We start from the raw sequence: 16,568 nt of genomic DNA, 5'->3' as shown, positions 1-16,568 counted from the left end.
TATTGGGCAATAATAACGGACTGAAAGTTTATTATCTACCAAACTGTACTTAAATCCAAAACAAAGCCAGGTAATAGGGGTTCACCAGAAATGGTTTGAGGATTATTTAATATCTCAACTGAAATATTCGGACGATAAATAAAAACTTGGCGTTGTTTTCTATCAATTAACCAACCCAGTTGTGTGCCGTTATCTATATATTCTTGCATCTTGTCTTGCAAAGTTCTTAAATTATCAGTTTCAGAACGCAATTCAATTACAAACTCAGGGCAAATTGGTGCAAATTTCTTTCGCAATTCTAATGGTATTGTTTCCCAGTGAGTGCGTTTTATCCAAGCCGCATCAGGAGAACGTACCGCGCCATTGGGTAAAGTAAACCCACCACTAGAACCAAAACCTACGCCTGTACCATCTTGTTTTGTCCACAGCCATAACTGTCCAATTAAGTTAAAGTTGCTTTCATCGGTTTCTGAACCAGTTGGGGGCATAATAATTAATTCTCCAATAGCATTGCGTTCGATACTTAAATCGTGGTTGAGTTGACAAAATTCATAAAATTGGTCGTTACTCATGGCGATCGCGCTCGGCAATTGCAATACTATTGGTACAATTTCGGTAATGTAGGGTAGGCTTTTAGTCATAATTTTGCTAGTTGGGGGATTGGTGCGGGTTGTGCGAGAAAATTAACCCCACGGGATTACACCTACAATCTGAAGAAGTTTGGCTAAGTTTGAGGCTACTATTACAATGGAGTCTAATTGATCAATGAGGAAAACGGATGACCCAAGTGGTTCTAGGAGAAAACGAAGGAATCGATTCAGCTTTACGCCGATTCAAACGCCAAGTATCTAAAGCAGGCATATTAGCTGATGTTAAGTATCATCGGCACTTTGAAACACCGTTAGAAAAACGCAAACGCAAGGCAGTGGCAGCTAGACGCAAGAGACGTTTTAAATAAACCGATTCGGTTTGGTATGTGTGTTGCTGGAGGAAAATCACCTAGAAAAGCAACATTGACTTGCCACTAATTATTTTTAAGAAGAATCAAGCAGGATGTGCCGCACCCCGGATGGGGTGTGAGTATATCGTTTTTTTCATGATGTTTGATATATCAAAGGTGTTAATCTGGTTAGATGGAATCAGCAAAATTGCTGACCATTAACCAAAAATCAACACCTAAAAATAAGAGACAGCCTACAGGGGACAGGTTAAGACTAAGAAATCTCAACAGTGCGGCTATTGCAACGGTTCATAGCTTTTTCTACTCCTTGTTTGAGGCTTAGTTCTACACATTCAACAACAAACTGGAGTACAAGAGACATTAATTGAGTTTCGGTCGTGGTAAATTTTCCCAATACATAGGAAACAGTATCTGAGTTATCGCCATTAACAGCATTTTTGGGTTTACCGATACCAATACGTAACCGGGGGAAATTTTGCGTGTTAAGATGAGCGATCGCACTCTTCATGCCATTATGTCCCCCAGCCGAACCAGATAAGCGCAGGCGCGTCTTACCTATAGGCAAATCCATATCATCATAAATCACCAGCACTGACTCAGCAGGTAATTTATACCAACTTGTCACCGCCTGTATTGCTTGTCCTGAGCGATTCATATAAGTTAACGGCTTCAGTAAACGGACTTTCACACCTCCTGGCGCTATACCTTCGCCGAATTCTCCTTGGAACTTGCGATTTTCAGCCAAGGGAATTTGCCAGGAACGAGCTAGTGCTTCCACAGCCGCAAAGCCGATATTATGGCGAGTTTGGTCATATTTTGGCTCTGGATTCCCCAAGCCCACAATGAGCTGAGGAATCACTAAAGCCGACGACGTAACAACTTCTGTCATGTTCTTTGTCAATCAATTCGCAGCAGGTAATTAAGCGGCTGGGGAAGAACCAGCACTATCCTGCTCCGATTTAACTCCCTCAATTTGCTTAGGTTCAAGTTCCGCAGTAGTTTTGACAGCCTGTTCCAATTGTTCAGCTTCCCGCTTAAATTCAGATTGGAACTCATTAGAAGCTTCTTGAAAACCGCGAATTGCTTTCCCCAAACTCCGGCCAATTTCTGGTAACTTTTTCGGGCCGAAGATTAATAGCGCCACAACCATAATCAGAGCCATTTCCGGTAAACCAATACCAAAAATATTCACGCGGTTTCTCCTCTTGAAGTATTTATATATCAATGGGGTATTGGGTATTGGGCATTGGGCATTGGTTAAATCTCTTTCCCATATTTCCCTATTCCCCATTCCCTACTCCCCCACTTATTAAGACTAACTTTTTCAGGAGCAAAGGCACAAAAAAACCCGGATAAACCGGGTACGTGTTTGTTAGCTTTAACAGCTTAGTTGCTGTATGCTCATTTAGCTACCTAAACTACGCCAGTCAACCATGACATCTTGAATCATGATTGACTTGTTGTAAAGTTGCAGAATAATTAGCAAAAACACGAAAAATAGCCCCATAAAAATAGCCATTACAGGAGTTGTCCCCCAGCCTGGAGCTACTTTACCATACTCAGAATTTAAAGGTCTCAGGATATCTCCCAACCTAGTCCGTTGTGCCATAGTTCACCTAAGATTAGTTGCCAAAGCTTTTTTTAATCTTCTGTAATATTCTATAAGAATACCACTCATCATCTATAAATCACTTATGGAACCCGCAATAGTTCTTATTATTTCTGTAGCCGCCGTCATTATTGGGATCACTGGGTATGGAGTTTATACCTCCTTTGGCCCTCCTAGCAAGGAATTGGCAGATCCTTTTGAGGATCATGAAGATTAGGGGCTGGGGACTAGGGACTGGGGATTGGGGATTGGGGACTGGGAAAAAACTTTGTCCAATGTCCAATGCCCCATGCCCTACTCAATACTTACTACTCAGCACCTGAAAGCTAGCTATTTTCCAAGGAGAGATTATGGATTTTTGTTGCTGAGATGAGAAATTATTAGTGGGACACTCTAATAAATCTACTGACTCACCTAGGGCTAATCCCAAATCACTTTGTAAGCATAACTCTGCGGTTGCTCCTTGGGATTCATAACACCGGAGTATTAATTTATCGGGTTCATCCTCAGATGGTTTTAAAGCCATCAAGACTAGGTTTTCGGCTGATAAATTTAAGACACTTAGTCTATCTCTATTAGGGAGTGGGGAGTAGGGAGTGGGGAGTAGGGAGTGGAGAGTAGGATTTATGATCACTTGCAACGGGATGTTTAATTCATAACCGCGTCTTACTGTCTGGGCTGATTCCCAACTACCAGCGTGAGGATACAAAGCATACATAAATTTGTGCAAACCTCGGTCGGCTTCTGGGTCTGGCCAGTTAGGGCTGCGTAGTAGTGTTAATCTTAGTTGTTGGGCTTGAGCGTCGTAACCGTATTTACAATCATTTAGCAAGCTAATACCGTAAATACCCTGATCGCTTGTTTCAGTTAAATCAGCCCAACGTAAAGCGGGAACTTCCCATTTTGCTTTTTCCTGTGGGGTTTCGGGTTGAGTGGGGCGACGAATTGCACCACAAGGAATTTCATAGGTAGCAAAGTCGGCTGTCATATTGAGAGGAAAAGCGGCTTTCACTAAAACCTGATTTTCTTGCCAGTTCACCTGAGAGGCTATTTTTAATAGTGGTGAACCAGCTTGCAAAATATAATCTTGGCAAAATTCTGACTCACCTAACTGACGCACTACACGGAGACGACTTTGCACTAATCCTTGTTCTAGCCACTCAATAGATTTAAGATGGGTTGCGGGTAAGGGATGTTGGGCGTAATTGGGGTCAATATTCCAAGCGTCCCAGTATTGACCACTATCTTTAAAGCCTTGCAGTTGATTACCTGCACCGTTCAATATTTCTCTTTGATGGGTTTTGTCAAAGACACTTGATAAATCTCCGGTGTCGGGGTCTATGATAACCCGGAGGTATTCGTTTTCTAGGATGAATTCTGGGTATGGGGGGGATGGGGAGGATGTGGGGGATGAGGAGGATGTGGGGGAAAGCCAAAATAAGCGATAGCCTACGGGGGGAATATCGGTAGCTAGAAATACGAGGGTGGAGGGTTCAGATAATTGGGAGATGATTAGTTGACCTGTGGTGTCGTAAATTTGCCATTGTTGATGGGGTGTGGGTAAGGTGACAGATACTACCTCAGATCGTTGCCAGTTGAGAGAATTAAATACAAAAATTGGTAAACTATCGGGATTTGGTGGCTCTGGTAGGGTAAAGTGGGATGCGATCGCCTCTAATGATGCCTGTAATATCTTCGTTACCACTTGTTGCACTTGCTGCCACTGGGGTAGGGCATCTACATAAACTTGGGTAATGGAAGAACCTGGTAAAATATCATGAAACTGGTTAAATAATACTTGTTTCCAAGCTGTTTCTATCTCTGCTTTGGGATAGGTAAGGCCACAAATCATATTGGCTAAGGTAGCAAATAATTCAGCTTGATATAGTAAATTTTCGCTACTCCTATTCCAGCGTTTTTGGTCTGCGTGGGTAGTGTAACAACCGCGATGGAATTCTAAATATAGTTCGTCATTCCAAATGGGAAAGAAGTGACTGGGGACTGGGGACTGGGGATTGGGTATTGGGGCATTGGAGACTGGGAAAAAATCTACCTTGTCTCCCCTGTCTCTCCTCTCTGCTGCTTCAATTTCCTGGAGATATTTCTCAGCAGTGATAAACTCTAAATCTCGGAAAAAGGGCGAATTCTGCCAGCGTCGGGCGGTTTCTAACATATCACGGGTGGGGCCGCCGCCGTGGTCGCCAACGCCAGGAAGCCAAAGGGATGTGGTTAAATTAGTTTGGGCTTGCCATTCTAAAGAGTAGGCTGCCATTTTTATGGGATCAATGCCTTCGCCAATGGGTGCAGACATATAACTAAATACTTGGCTACCGTCAGGCGATCGCCACCAAAAAGCGCCATAATCAAATTTATTAGTATCATTCCAGCGCAGCTTTTGAGTGACAAAATATTTAATGCCTGCGTTAGCAAAAAACTGCGGTAACGTGGCGCAAAAACCAAAGGTGTCTGGAACCCAAACTACACTCGTCTGCTTGCCGAATTTTTCTTGCACATAACGCTGACCATACAACAATTGACGGACTATGGATTCACCGGCAATCAAGTTTAAATCTGGTTCTACCCAAAAACCACCGATAATTTCCCACACGCCATGAGCAACTTTTTGTTGAATTGCCTGAAATAGATCTGGGCGGTGTGCTTCTACCCAGGCATACAGGGCTGGGGTGGAATGACAGAAAATTAATTCGGGAAAATCTTGTTGTAGCTTTAGGACTGACTCAAAGGTGTTTTGGGCAGCATTCCAGGTTTCACTCACAGGCCAAAGCCATGCTAAATCTAGATGGGCGTGTCCTAGTAGGTAGATTTTATTGATAAATACAGGTGAAGACAGATGATTGATGAGGTGTTGACGTAGGGTAATGAGGGTTTCGGGTGTATGGCTGGGGAACTGATTGATGATGGATGCTAGGATATCTAGTTTTTCTGGGGCGCATTTTTCTAGATATAGCTGTAGTATTGCCAACTCATCGGCAACAAAACCGGGGTCGGGATAATTATAATCTCTAGACTCGTGGATGAGGAGCGATCGCACCAAAGCCCCGTCACAATGTCCTGGGCTGACTAGGCGTAAAGCCACAAAAAATTCTTCCTCTGGTGTCACCTCTGGACTCAGCAACACCCTAGGCGCACAATCAAATAAATCCCCCTCCAGCACTAATTCCCCATTCACATAAATCTGGGCTGAGTCTGCCCACCACAACAACGACAACCGCAAAGACAAACCCGCTAAAGGATACCCGTGTAGATTTTGGGGAACTCTGAATTTTTGGGCTAGCCATAGCACTTTCTGCCCACCACTCCAAGCAATGTTACCCTTAGCGTTTAACTCCACAGGTTGCCAGTCTGATAAATTGGATGCCACAACATCAGTAATTTCTCGCTCGGATTCTTGATATAACCAAGTAGATTGGGTATTAACTTGGGAGTAACCGCGTAATTGGGCGATCGCATCCGAGATGAATTTTGTATAGGATGGAGATACGGGAGGGTTCATATTTTCGCTAAAATTAGGGCAATTACAATAGTTATTAGCAAGCGATCGGCAGTCAAAATAGAGTTGGTAAACTGGCTGAGGATTTATTGGCGAAGTAAAGCAATAAATTTTTAACTTTTCAACCCCCAGCCTGTAGGTATAGTAATCCTGAATCCTGTATTCTGTATTCTGAATTCTTTTGATATTGTTGGGCGGGAGTCTCGCAAATCAACAAGGCTCAAATTAATCATTCACTACCATGTCCTCTGGTTCCTCTGGTCGTTATCACAGCAGACTCTTTAACCTTGTCCACCAGCAATCTCGGCGGTTGACAGAACATTGGGAACGCACCTTCCGGCATTTACAAGTTGCGACTCAGTGGGGGGTGGAAGCACTACTTTATCCGGTGTTTTTATTGTTGCAATCAGCTGATGCAACTGTGAAAACGCTTTATTCTCAAGAAGCACCACCCCAGCCCAAGTTACAACCAAATCATACTGATTTTTCTCCCGACACTCCCCCGCCTGCTGATACCCCCATTCAGCACGTACTAGAGGCAGTCCAGAATTTGACATCTGAAGAAGTAACTGTTACTCCTGCAAACACATCTGCATGGTTCAATCCTTGGGAGTTCTTAAAGTCGAAATTTTTCCATCATCCCACAACTAACTATCATCTTTCTCAATCCTTAACCATTCCCAATAAAACGGTAGATAGTCCCAACCCTGTCAACCAAAATGATGTTCTCCAACGTTCCCTCCCAGTTGTGAGAGGAATTGCTACAGATTTGGTACATCGGCGTTTGGTACTTGTCAGCGTCGAGAATGCAATTTTGGATATTTTAACACCACAGCAACAAGCAAAATTAGCTGACAGAATCACTGGTGAAGTTGCTAATTATTGGCATTTCCAGCAATTACCCGAAGCTCCAAAACCAGGAAAGTTATTACCACAAATCGAGCGAACAATAGCAAAATTAACTGGCAAAAATACAGGTGAAAATCCTGTTTTAGCAGCAGGGTTGTCTAAATTCAACCTAGGTAAAATTATTTCATTTATAGACACATCTATTGCTAGCTTGGAAACAAAAGCTATAGTACCTGTACAAAAAAACAGCCAGGAAATGATGCGAGTTGTTCAGACTCATGTCAATATTTTTCTTTATGGCAAAGAACAGCTATCTGGAACAGGAGAAATAGCAGTTAATCATGATGGTTTAACAACTCCAGAATTAAATGTTTCTGCTTTGATTGAAGCGGCTCTTAATTACTTTTTTGGAGTGGGTAAAAATAAGCAATTAGTCAGTCAGCCTGACCAATTTTTGCCTCAGAATAATCAATTAAATCGTGATATCGCAGATACTTGGCTGGATTGGCATGATTTATATGGTGATACTGACAAGGTAACTGAAGCTGCTCTTGTTCCTAGTCAATCGGTGGGGTTATCTTGGCACAAGCAATTGAATGTTCCCCCATCAAAAGCCCAATCTAATTTAGTGCCAAGAAAAAAACAACCCCGTCACCTCACCCGAATTCAATCAAAGTCTGGCAGAATCACTGCTTATAAACCCAGCGAAAGTAGTATTTCTCACTGGGAAAATAGTCATGCCAAAGCAGAACTTTCACGGCAGCAACTTCACCAAGAAACTGGAGTAGAAGCACAACCAGACTGGATAGAAACCAAAGCGACTTCAGTAGGCTATGAAAAGCATCTACTAGAACAAATTCTGGAATTGTTGGATCGTGCTATGCTCTGGCTAGAAGAAAAGTTGGTGAAGATTTTTCTGGGACTACAAAGCCTATGGCGCAGAAAGTAAAAATACTATTTTACCTTGAGGGCATTGCCTAAACTACGGTTATTGATAATCGCAAAAGATATCAGTTACCATAGGGTGTTTTGAATTTCCTTGGTGTTTCTCTGCGTGAAAATTCTTGTTTACTGTAAATACTTCAATTTTAAAAATCCACTAGATAAACCAAAGATTGAGACATTTATTGTTAACTTGCCACAAATTCCGAAAGTGGGTGAAACAATTGTAGTAGAAAGAATATCAACTCAAAAACAGTTTGTCATTATTTTTGAGTATATTGTGACCGCAGTGCAGTTAAACGCATCAAGAGAATCTGCTAATGCTGCTGATGCTCAAGTAAATGCTTGTTTAAATCATTGTTGGGAAGGAACTTCCAATTTTAACGTTACGAATTTTTTAGCTTGAACTGACAGAAGCCTCTCACTTACCGCGAAGTTATCTATAACTCATAAATAATCTTACACAACAACAACAACGATTATTTATGAGTTCTTTTTATTAAGCTATATTAATACTAACTACACCTTTTACACAACGTGTACAATGAGGATATGTTAGTTCAAAAAGGTCAGCTACTGGATTCAAATCGCCCAATATGGATCGTGCTAGATGACGACTACTTACCCATCGAGCCAATCCAAAAATACCTACGTTACTTAGACAGTTTAGAAAAGTCACCCAACACAGTTAGGGTTTACGCCAACAACCTAAAGTTATTCTGGGAGTTTTTACGAGATAAGCAAATTGATTGGAAGGAAATAAATCTAGAGCAGTTATCGGATTTTATTCACTGGCTAAGAAGTCCAGAACCAGGAGTAGTATCCATTCAACCACAAGTGTCTAAACGGTCAGAAAAGACAATTAACCATGCTCTAACGACTGTCTGTGGTTTTTATGAATTTCATGAGCGATTGGGAGCAACTGAAGGGGTTAATGCTTATCGCTATCAGATGCAACCAGGACGAAAATACAAGCCATTTTTACACCACATAAGCAAAGGGAAGGAAGTTAAAACACGATTACTGAAAATTAAAGAACCAAAAACTTTCCCAGGATGTTTAACTTCGGAGCAGGTTAAAGAATTAGTTAATGCTTGTAAAAGAATTAGAGATAAATTTATTATCTGTTTACTTTATGAAACTGGCATGAGAATTGGTGAGTTATTAGGACTAAGACATGAGGATATTCGTTCACAAGGAGTAAATGAAATTCATGTAATACCCAGAACTGACAATATAAATATTAGTCGGGCAAAGGCAGGATTTGAAAGAGTAATTCATGTTTCCAAAGATTTGATGAAACTCTACTCTAATTATCTGATTGAAGAATATCCAGACGATATTGACTGTGATTATGTATTTGTTAACTGTTGGGACGGTGAAATAGGTCAACCGATGGATTATGGTGCTGTGAATGGACTGTTTAAAAGGTTAGCCAAGAAAACAGGTATTCAAGCGACACCTCATTTACTTAGACACACTCATGCTACAGAGTTAATTAGGTCTGGATGGGATATGGCGTATGTCCAAAAGCGATTGGGTCACGCAAACATTCAAACTACTATTAACACTTATGTTCATCTAACAGATGATGACTTACAGAAAGAATATCAAAAATATTTGACAAAGAGAGATGGCTTCAATGAATCATGACTATATTCCACAAACTCAAGAAAAAAAGACTCAACTTCAGGCAGTTAAAAAATCAACTATAAATTGTCCTAAATGTGGCAGCATAGATTATCATAAAGCTGGCATTAATCCAACAGGAAAACAAAAATATCGTTGCAAACAATGTCAACACAAGTTTGTAATAAATCCATCGGCTAGTCATATAAAAATACTAGACGATTATTGGACTGCTTCAGAATTAGGATTACAAGTTAGCCCACACCATAATGATGGAGATAAACTAAATTTTTCCTCTATTCAACAGGAATGGCTAAAACAAGATATTAAAAGATTTATTAGATATATTGCTACGACAACAACTAGCTTTGAAAAGCTACAAAAATATTTGTCTTGTTTCAGGAATTTTTCAAGATTTATATCTCAAAATAAAATAGTAAATCGAATAGAAGATATAACTCGCTCTGTAATTATCGACTACCTAGATTATCTTAATCAAAAACATCTAGCTCCAGCAACTAAAGGTGAACGTATCTCTGCTATAGCTTCTTTATTTGAAACTGGTGTTACTAATAAATGGTTTAATGTAGAACCTTACTTAATTCGTAAAGAGGATTATCCTAGTCGCCCAAAATCATTACCTCGTTATATTCCAGATGAAGTGATTCGTCAATTAAATGAACACCTAGATGCCTTACCTGAGCCAATAACAAGAATGGTGCTGGTTATTCAAGAATGTGGTTTGAGAGTAGGAGAATTATGTCAACTACCTTTAGATTGCCTTAAGCAAGATAGTAAAGGTGGATGGTTTATTCAATTTATGCGTTGGAAGATGAAGTTTGAAACTACCTTGCCTATATCTATAGAGCTTGCCCAGGCTATTAAAGAGCAGCAAGCTTACATTCAAAAACATTTTGGTAAAGACTATAAATATCTTTTCTGCGGTAGAAAAGCATCGCCAGAATTTATTCCTGAACCTAAAGTTATGACCGACCAATCGTTTGCTAATCATTTAAAACACTTGGCAGAGGAATTTAATATTTGCGATAGCACGGGCAAGAGATGGAATTTTCAGACTCATCAGTTTCGCCATACTGTTGGGACAAGAATGATTAATAATGGAGTGCCACAGCATATTGTCCAACGATATTTAGGTCATGATTCACCTCACATGACTATGGTTTATGCTCATATTCATGATGCGACATTAAGAAAAGAAATAGACAAATATCTTGATAATAAAGTAGTCAATATTAATGGCGAAGTTATTGAATCACTTCATCCAGAATTAGACAATGATAGTGGTCTGCAATGGATGAAGAAAAAAGTTTTGGCTGAAACTTTAGCAAATGGATATTGTGGACTACCCGCACAGCTTACCTGTAGTAAGGGCAATGCCTGCCTAACCTGCGGTGATTTTCGTACAACCATTGAGTTTTTAGACCAACATAAGGAACATTTAGAGCGTACTAATAAAGTTCTCGAAGTAGCTAAAACTAATGGTTGGCAACGTCAAATTCAAGTTAATGAAGATGTTAAAAAAAATCTAGAAAATATCATCAATACTCTGGAGGGCAACAAGAATGAGCAATGATGAAAATTCAAAGGTTACTTCATTAGATAAGAAAAGGGCTGGACGTTCTGATATCAGTGATCATGTTAAACAGCAACTTGACTTAATTGGAATTAAACTGAATCCAACCTTAACTAAAACAATTAAGTCAGCAGAGGAAGATACTGTTTTAAATGCAATAAAAGCTTTTAAAGAAGCAATGGCTAGTAGCAATATTGAAAAACCAGGTGCATGGCTTAAAAAAGCTATAGAAGAGGGTTGGATCAAGAATGAAGAAATTGGACAACAATCTGAATTGGATGTTTTTAAGGAATGGTACGCATTAGCCTACAAGAAGAAATTAATTCTTGCCAGCCAAAACACCAAAGACGGTATCATTGTTTACACACAGGACGAGCAGTGGATATCTTTCCAAGAGATGTTGGTAAAATATCCACTGTCAACGTTGTAGAAAGTATTCACAATGTTAAATGCTTATACAGTCAACGTTGTGTACATTGTGGTTTAGATAAGCAATAGCGGAAGTGATGAGATGAATGGCAGGGCGGTGAGGAGTCCCACCCCCGACCAATAACGACTATCACTCGTTGAGGGAGTGGGGTGGGCGACGAATCGCCAAACTTTGGACTAAGGTTCTCAACGCTTCAGACATCGGGATATCCAGAGTCTCTGCGAACTCTTTTAAAAGTCCCAATTCCCTGTCGTTAAGTCTTGTTTCAACCCTGTGTTTTCTTGACATAATTACGACAAATCACCGTAACCATGATATACTTAAGTCGTACAGGTTTAATCAAATTAATAGCTAACCGCTTCCTGTGCGCCGAACCTTGACAACTCAGAGTATGGGGTTCTACCCAGTAACAGACATTTGTTTGTCGCTTCTGTGGGTAGGTAAAACTCTGACAGTACAAAGGATTGAACATTTTTGTACTTGTTCAAGTCTGCGGAGGGGCATCTCGTGGACTCAAAACAAAGCTCATCGCCTCCGTTCGCGTAGCGTCTCCGTCAGGAGAAGCAATAGCTGGATTGGATGAGAAGCCCACACTGTATGCTTGCATCAGTGTGGGAGTATGTCACTGTGCAAAAATTTGAATGCCCCATTACCATTTTTGGGCAAGTTAGTAAATTGCAAAATCTGTTTGTGCAACATTTGTTTACAACGTGTCCCAAATTGCAGGTATCCCGGCTGAACCCCATATACCTGCAACTAGAGACACATTGTAAATAGAATGAAGCGATTGAAAAGCTTGAAACAAAAAGTTCAGGGATGAAATGAGCCGCCAAGTTCTAGAATAAAGGTGCAGTCAAGCGAGCTTGTAAAATGCCTTCCCCGTTTCCCGGTATGGACCCTTATCTTGAAGGCTACCTGTGGAGTGACGTACACAACGCCCTTGCTAGTAAAATTCGTACCTTCCTCGTCCCACAGCTGCGTCCCAAATATGCCGCACGGCTGGAAGTATATGTTGTGGAAGATATTTCTCCTGCAAGTGAAATTGGTATTTTGTACCCAGATGTCGAGGTATTGCAGATAAGACAACGCCGCGACGTAACTCCGACTACCCCCACATCGAATATTGCCACAACCCCCGCACCACTAACGCTTCCAGTTATCCAACCAGTCGAAGTCCGCATCCCCACAGTCGAAATTCGGGATACTGCCAATAACGTACTGGTAAGCTGTATCGAAATTCTCTCCCCCGTAAACAAACGCGAACCAGGTATTACTGACTACCGTAAGAAACGCCAGCGTTTATATAATGCCAACGTCCATCTAATTGAAATTGACTTGCTGCGTCGGGGAAATCGACCATTTAACCACCCCCGCCTTCCAGATGTTCCCTATTTAATTACCTTAACGCGGGCTGGGTCTGGAGTAATCGACGTGTGGCCTGTAACCTTACAAGATATTCTCCCGACAATACCCGTTCCCCTGCGCGAAGGCGACCCCGATGCAGTACTGGAGTTGCAAGCCGTGCTGAATGCTATCTATGACGAAGCTGGGTATGATTTATCGATAGACTACACCCAACCTCCACCCCCACCAGTATTGAGTGATGCGGATATTGAGTGGATGTACAAACGGTTGGGTAAATCTTCTTTGTAGCAGGTGTGGAGTTGCTTCAATATTTAAGATGCAGTTTGTAATTCAGCATTAATACTTGCTGCTTGCCGTATTGCCTCTAAACGTTTGAGGTAAAATTCATCCATTTTGGCAATAAATTTACCATCAATAATTTCAACACCCAAGGCATCAGAAACTGCTAAAAAATCCAAGAATGTTGCATTTTGATAGTCTTTATCTTCAAATAATTTAATTTGTTCTTCCGTGTGTCCGCATAACGCTGCCAGTTCTTTTGGCGTGATTTTAAAAGCAATTCTGGCTTTAATTAATAAGTCGGATATTTTATTCATGCACTCCACTTGTAGAGTGATAGGTTCGTTGGGATTATGGGCGGCTAACATTTCATACTCAACAATTTCATCCACAAGTTTCTGCCGCAACGCATCGTTAGAATCTTGAATTAACTGCCAGCCATCCGGGTCTTTTAATCGCTTTTCTTCATTCGCCCTTAATTTCCGGTTGGCTTCAGCAAACTTTTCTGCCCATTCTTTGGAATATGCCAGTTGTTTATCATCTTTAATCATGGCTCCCACTCCAATAAGTTAATAGCTACAATACCCTTACGATTTTGTTTTCTATCGCGCTGAAAAAACTCTATTGATATTGTAGACTCATCCACGGGTTGGTCGGATGGATAAATTTCCCCTTTATACTTAGCTTTCTGTGCTGCACTGTCATAATATTTTAATATTAGTGGTGCATTTTGTCTGAGGTAATCTATATTTACATCGTCTCTGTCCCAGCAACAATCAAAATCTCCTGGGTCTATTTTATTTGTCACAAAACTGCCATTGATGTAAATTGTACGGCATTCTGCTGCTTTTAGTTGTTTCATTAACTCTTCTAAACCTGAAATCATTTTGGCTCTTTTAGGTGTGTACCCAAACCTCTCTTTAAACTCCTGCCACTCGCCAAAATGTACCCCTGGTGGTAGATTACCGTTTTCATCAAACTCAGGAATCATTCTTAATAAATAGCACCAATTTTACTGATTTTAAAATCATACCACTAAAGCCCATATATACGGTAAATTTTAAATCAATTTAATTAAAAAATAGTTTCAAATTGTGGCATTAAGGCTGTTTTAAATAGAAATTAAAATTACTGAATTTAGGATTTTAATTTAATGGAAAATCACATCTATTTCCGGATAATAATGGGTTTTTTGACTTTATTTTTTGAGATTAAAAATTAGCATTGAGGATTGTTTAAATATATAGTCCAGTTCTAGAAAACTCCTATTTGATTTGGGAAAAACCAAGGTAACTATAAGCTTGCTATACAAAGGTTTCTTTCTCAGTATACTTAGCAATATTCAAGTAGATTCCTATATCTCTGCTAAAGAGACTTCCTGATGTTTATTTTTCAATTGTTGAATTACAGGTATGAGTTTTTGTAATTGTGTTATATCTTCATCACCCAGTTGTGGTGGTTCTACGGGTTGCCATTCTTCTGAGGTATAGGAAGCTTTCATCACCTGAATACCATCACTGTTACGTATCAGGGTTAGTTGGTTATTTTCAATTGTCGCCGAGTATCTATTACCTTTCAATGCTGTACTATTAAGTACCAAGAGATATTCCGCAACGATGGGAGCAATTTCTCGCATCCGAGCAATTTGTTCTGGGATATCGGGCTGTTGCTCAGTTGGTTTATCTTGTGGGAGTGCGGATGGTTCTGCTGCAACGCCAAGAAGAATTTCGTTATCGTCTCTAACAGTTATAAGTGCTGGTACTTCTTTAAATTCTTGGTTTTGCGTCGTTTCAACTGTTGTAGGGAATGAGGGTGGCGACACTACCACAGTTTGTTTTTTAGCGAACGGTTCATTTGCTATTGTGGGAACTTCTTCAAGTGCTGGCTCTAAGTTTGCTGTTGAATTATCTTGTGTACTTAATACTTCGATAATTGCTGTTTTTTCTAATGCTCCATCGGATGAAGAATCTTGTTTAAAATTCCACTCAATCCAACTTTCCAGATAATTAATCCGCTTATCGTCAATTGTTCGCCCTCGCTTAAAACTCTCAATTAGTGACTCAGTTGGATATCGATATTCTTCTTGATAGCTAACTTTTAAATGTTCCCGGATGCCAACATGAGTATATAATTTCCCCAAATCCCCACCTTTAAACGGCTGTCCATCCAAGCAGTAGCTTATCCCCTTGAGCTTACCAGTACGGGTAAACTTGCAATCAACTTGGATATTTTCTTTTAACAATCGGGCCACAAATACTGGCATTGCAGGATTATCTACTGCGGCTTGTTCAATCTGCTTTTGCAACCATTCAACTATATTTTGGTTTCCAGATTCTTCTGCTTGTTGTACGTGTTTAGGGTAAGCCTTTTTCTTATCGACTTCCCAACTGGACGGTTGAATAATTAAATCGTAATTTTTTTCTATTTGACGTAAGATTTTTTCTGTACGGTAATAGTCTAAATAATCGTCATTGCACTCGCCATCGTAGGATACCCGGTTAATTACCATATGTGCGTGGGGTCGAACTTGCCCGTCATATTCCGCATCGTTATGCTGCACCAAAATAAATTGGTTGTTCGACAGTTTCAACCCCTCTCGTAAATCTTCCGCTATTTGGCATAATTCCCACTCGTCCAGGCTTCTATCACCAGGGGCCGGACTAAACGATAGGTGCAGTACGGGTTTTTTAACTCGTTGGTTTTTATTGGCAAAGGAGCGAAACTCCCAAGCAAGTTGGGCGGGTGTTTCTCCTGCCATATTAGTATTGATCAGCCGCGCCGAAGTTTTGCCGAGGACGTAGGCTACACAACCGTAAAAGCCATTTCCTTTGGTGATATTGCCAATCACTTGTCCTCCAGGGGGAAAGCAACTACTTGGTCAGGTTGTTCCGGTTGTTCGGGTTGGTTAGCCACAGGTGCAGATTGTTCTGAGGAGGATGGTAGTTCAGGGTTTTCCGGCATTCCCAGTAATATCTGCTTTATTTCTAGCAGTAATGGTTTGAGGGCTTCAATTTCAGGGCGAGGGTCAACTGCGATTGCCTCCGGCACTGCGCTCCGCGCAATCGCTTCTCCCATTTTTACAGCTCGGTTGATGGCATAGGCAATTTGGTTGATGTTATTGCCAATTCGACCCAGTTCTACGTATGTCGCTTCGTTGATGGCGGGTACTGGGGGAGCAATGTAGATGCGATCGCGCTCAACACAGTAGCGGATAAATTTAGAGAGATTCTTCCCCATACCAGCAGCTTCGGCTTTGGCTTCCCAATCTTCTTTTTCTGATTCGGTTAGTCTGAGGCTGACAAGTGAAGTGCGTTTTGGTTTGGGTTTTGACTTCCGTCCAGCTTGAAAAACTTTTTTGGCTGTAGTGGTCTTACTATTCATCTATATAAATGAGGTTTT

At 40.7% G+C, this 16,568-nt stretch carries 18 protein-coding genes; 8 read left to right on the top strand and 10 right to left on the bottom strand.

What is annotated here, in order from left to right; translation table 11 throughout:
• Positions 1-35: 35 nt before the first annotated feature.
• Positions 36-641 carry a Uma2 family endonuclease gene (locus NOS7524_RS00805; RefSeq protein WP_015136551.1) on the bottom strand — a complete coding sequence of 202 codons (606 nt, stop codon included), beginning with the start codon at positions 639-641 and terminating at the stop codon, positions 36-38.
• Between the two features lie 137 nt (positions 642-778).
• Here NOS7524_RS00805 and rpsU point away from each other — a divergent pair, with 137 nt between their 5' ends.
• Positions 779-958, top strand: a complete 180-nt coding sequence (gene rpsU / locus NOS7524_RS00800; protein WP_008226419.1) for a 30S ribosomal protein S21 — start codon at positions 779-781, stop codon at positions 956-958.
• 256 nt (positions 959-1,214) lie between these two features.
• Here the strand turns inward: rpsU and pth are convergent, their stop codons facing one another.
• The 3 genes from pth to psbH form a co-directional block, all read right to left on the bottom strand.
• Positions 1,215-1,850 (bottom strand): aminoacyl-tRNA hydrolase, encoded by a 636-nt coding sequence (gene pth, locus NOS7524_RS00795; protein ID WP_015136550.1) that lies wholly within the window; start codon positions 1,848-1,850, stop codon positions 1,215-1,217.
• A gap of 30 nt (positions 1,851-1,880) precedes the next feature.
• Positions 1,881-2,153: a TatA/E family twin arginine-targeting protein translocase gene (locus NOS7524_RS00790; RefSeq protein WP_015136549.1), complete on the bottom strand. Its 273-nt coding sequence runs from the start codon at positions 2,151-2,153 to the stop codon at positions 1,881-1,883.
• Positions 2,154-2,366: 213 nt separating this feature from the next.
• Positions 2,367-2,570, bottom strand: coding sequence for a photosystem II reaction center phosphoprotein PsbH (gene psbH / locus NOS7524_RS00785; protein ID WP_015136548.1), 204 nt, complete (start codon positions 2,568-2,570; stop codon positions 2,367-2,369).
• Between the two features lie 85 nt (positions 2,571-2,655).
• On the opposite strand from psbH, the gene psbN reads away from it, so the two are divergent.
• On the top strand, positions 2,656-2,787 hold the full coding sequence (gene psbN / locus NOS7524_RS00780; RefSeq protein WP_015136547.1) for a photosystem II reaction center protein PsbN: 132 nt from the start codon (positions 2,656-2,658) through the stop codon (positions 2,785-2,787).
• Positions 2,788-2,868: 81 nt separating this feature from the next.
• On the opposite strand, the gene NOS7524_RS00775 is transcribed toward psbN, so the two are convergent.
• Complete coding sequence (locus tag NOS7524_RS00775; protein ID WP_015136546.1) at positions 2,869-6,084, bottom strand: alpha-mannosidase; 3,216 nt, start codon at positions 6,082-6,084, stop codon at positions 2,869-2,871.
• A 238-nt stretch (positions 6,085-6,322) separates the two neighbouring features.
• On the opposite strand from NOS7524_RS00775, the gene NOS7524_RS00770 reads away from it, so the two are divergent.
• From NOS7524_RS00770 to NOS7524_RS00750, 5 genes are all read left to right on the top strand, one after another.
• On the top strand, positions 6,323-7,879 hold the full coding sequence (locus NOS7524_RS00770) for a hypothetical protein (protein ID WP_015136545.1): 1,557 nt from the start codon (positions 6,323-6,325) through the stop codon (positions 7,877-7,879).
• Between the two features lie 105 nt (positions 7,880-7,984).
• Positions 7,985-8,278 carry a hypothetical protein gene (locus NOS7524_RS00765; RefSeq protein WP_015136544.1) on the top strand — a complete coding sequence of 98 codons (294 nt, stop codon included), beginning with the start codon at positions 7,985-7,987 and terminating at the stop codon, positions 8,276-8,278.
• Positions 8,279-8,475: 197 nt separating this feature from the next.
• Entirely contained in the window at positions 8,476-9,525 is a 1,050-nt protein-coding gene (locus NOS7524_RS00760) for a tyrosine-type recombinase/integrase (protein WP_235622358.1), read from the top strand.
• A complete protein-coding gene (locus NOS7524_RS00755) occupies positions 9,515-11,095 on the top strand; it encodes a tyrosine-type recombinase/integrase (RefSeq protein WP_015136515.1) in 1,581 nt (526 codons plus the stop codon). The genes NOS7524_RS00760 and NOS7524_RS00755 overlap by 11 nt, the downstream gene beginning before the upstream one ends.
• Positions 11,085-11,525, top strand: coding sequence for a hypothetical protein (locus NOS7524_RS00750; RefSeq protein WP_041555059.1), 441 nt, complete (start codon positions 11,085-11,087; stop codon positions 11,523-11,525). The genes NOS7524_RS00755 and NOS7524_RS00750 overlap by 11 nt, the downstream gene beginning before the upstream one ends.
• Before the next feature lie 129 nt (positions 11,526-11,654).
• On the opposite strand, the gene NOS7524_RS29785 is transcribed toward NOS7524_RS00750, so the two are convergent.
• Positions 11,655-11,813: a hypothetical protein gene (locus NOS7524_RS29785; RefSeq protein ID WP_171815336.1), complete on the bottom strand. Its 159-nt coding sequence runs from the start codon at positions 11,811-11,813 to the stop codon at positions 11,655-11,657.
• Positions 11,814-12,395: 582 nt separating this feature from the next.
• On the opposite strand from NOS7524_RS29785, the gene NOS7524_RS00745 reads away from it, so the two are divergent.
• The gene (locus tag NOS7524_RS00745; RefSeq protein WP_015136543.1) at positions 12,396-13,178 is read left to right on the top strand and encodes a DUF4058 family protein; all 783 of its coding nucleotides are present in this window, start codon (positions 12,396-12,398) and stop codon (positions 13,176-13,178) included.
• A gap of 23 nt (positions 13,179-13,201) precedes the next feature.
• On the opposite strand, the gene NOS7524_RS00740 is transcribed toward NOS7524_RS00745, so the two are convergent.
• The 4 genes from NOS7524_RS00740 to NOS7524_RS27695 form a co-directional block, all read right to left on the bottom strand.
• Entirely contained in the window at positions 13,202-13,720 is a 519-nt protein-coding gene (locus tag NOS7524_RS00740; RefSeq protein WP_015136542.1) for a hypothetical protein, read from the bottom strand.
• Positions 13,717-14,160 (bottom strand): DUF6932 family protein, encoded by a 444-nt coding sequence (locus tag NOS7524_RS00735; RefSeq protein ID WP_015136541.1) that lies wholly within the window; start codon positions 14,158-14,160, stop codon positions 13,717-13,719. Before NOS7524_RS00735 ends, NOS7524_RS00740 begins: the two co-directional genes overlap by 4 nt.
• Positions 14,161-14,523: 363 nt before the next feature.
• Positions 14,524-16,017: a relaxase/mobilization nuclease domain-containing protein gene (locus NOS7524_RS00730; protein ID WP_015136540.1), complete on the bottom strand. Its 1,494-nt coding sequence runs from the start codon at positions 16,015-16,017 to the stop codon at positions 14,524-14,526.
• Positions 16,014-16,550, bottom strand: a complete 537-nt coding sequence (locus NOS7524_RS27695; protein WP_015136539.1) for a plasmid mobilization protein — start codon at positions 16,548-16,550, stop codon at positions 16,014-16,016. The genes NOS7524_RS00730 and NOS7524_RS27695 overlap by 4 nt, the downstream gene beginning before the upstream one ends.
• Positions 16,551-16,568: the final 18 nt, after the last annotated feature.

This window comes from Nostoc sp. PCC 7524 (assembly GCF_000316645.1).
Taxonomy (GTDB): Bacteria; Cyanobacteriota; Cyanobacteriia; order Cyanobacteriales; family Nostocaceae; genus Trichormus.
Note: the sequence above shows the minus strand (reverse complement) of the source record. Positions and strands in the feature narration are given on the sequence as shown.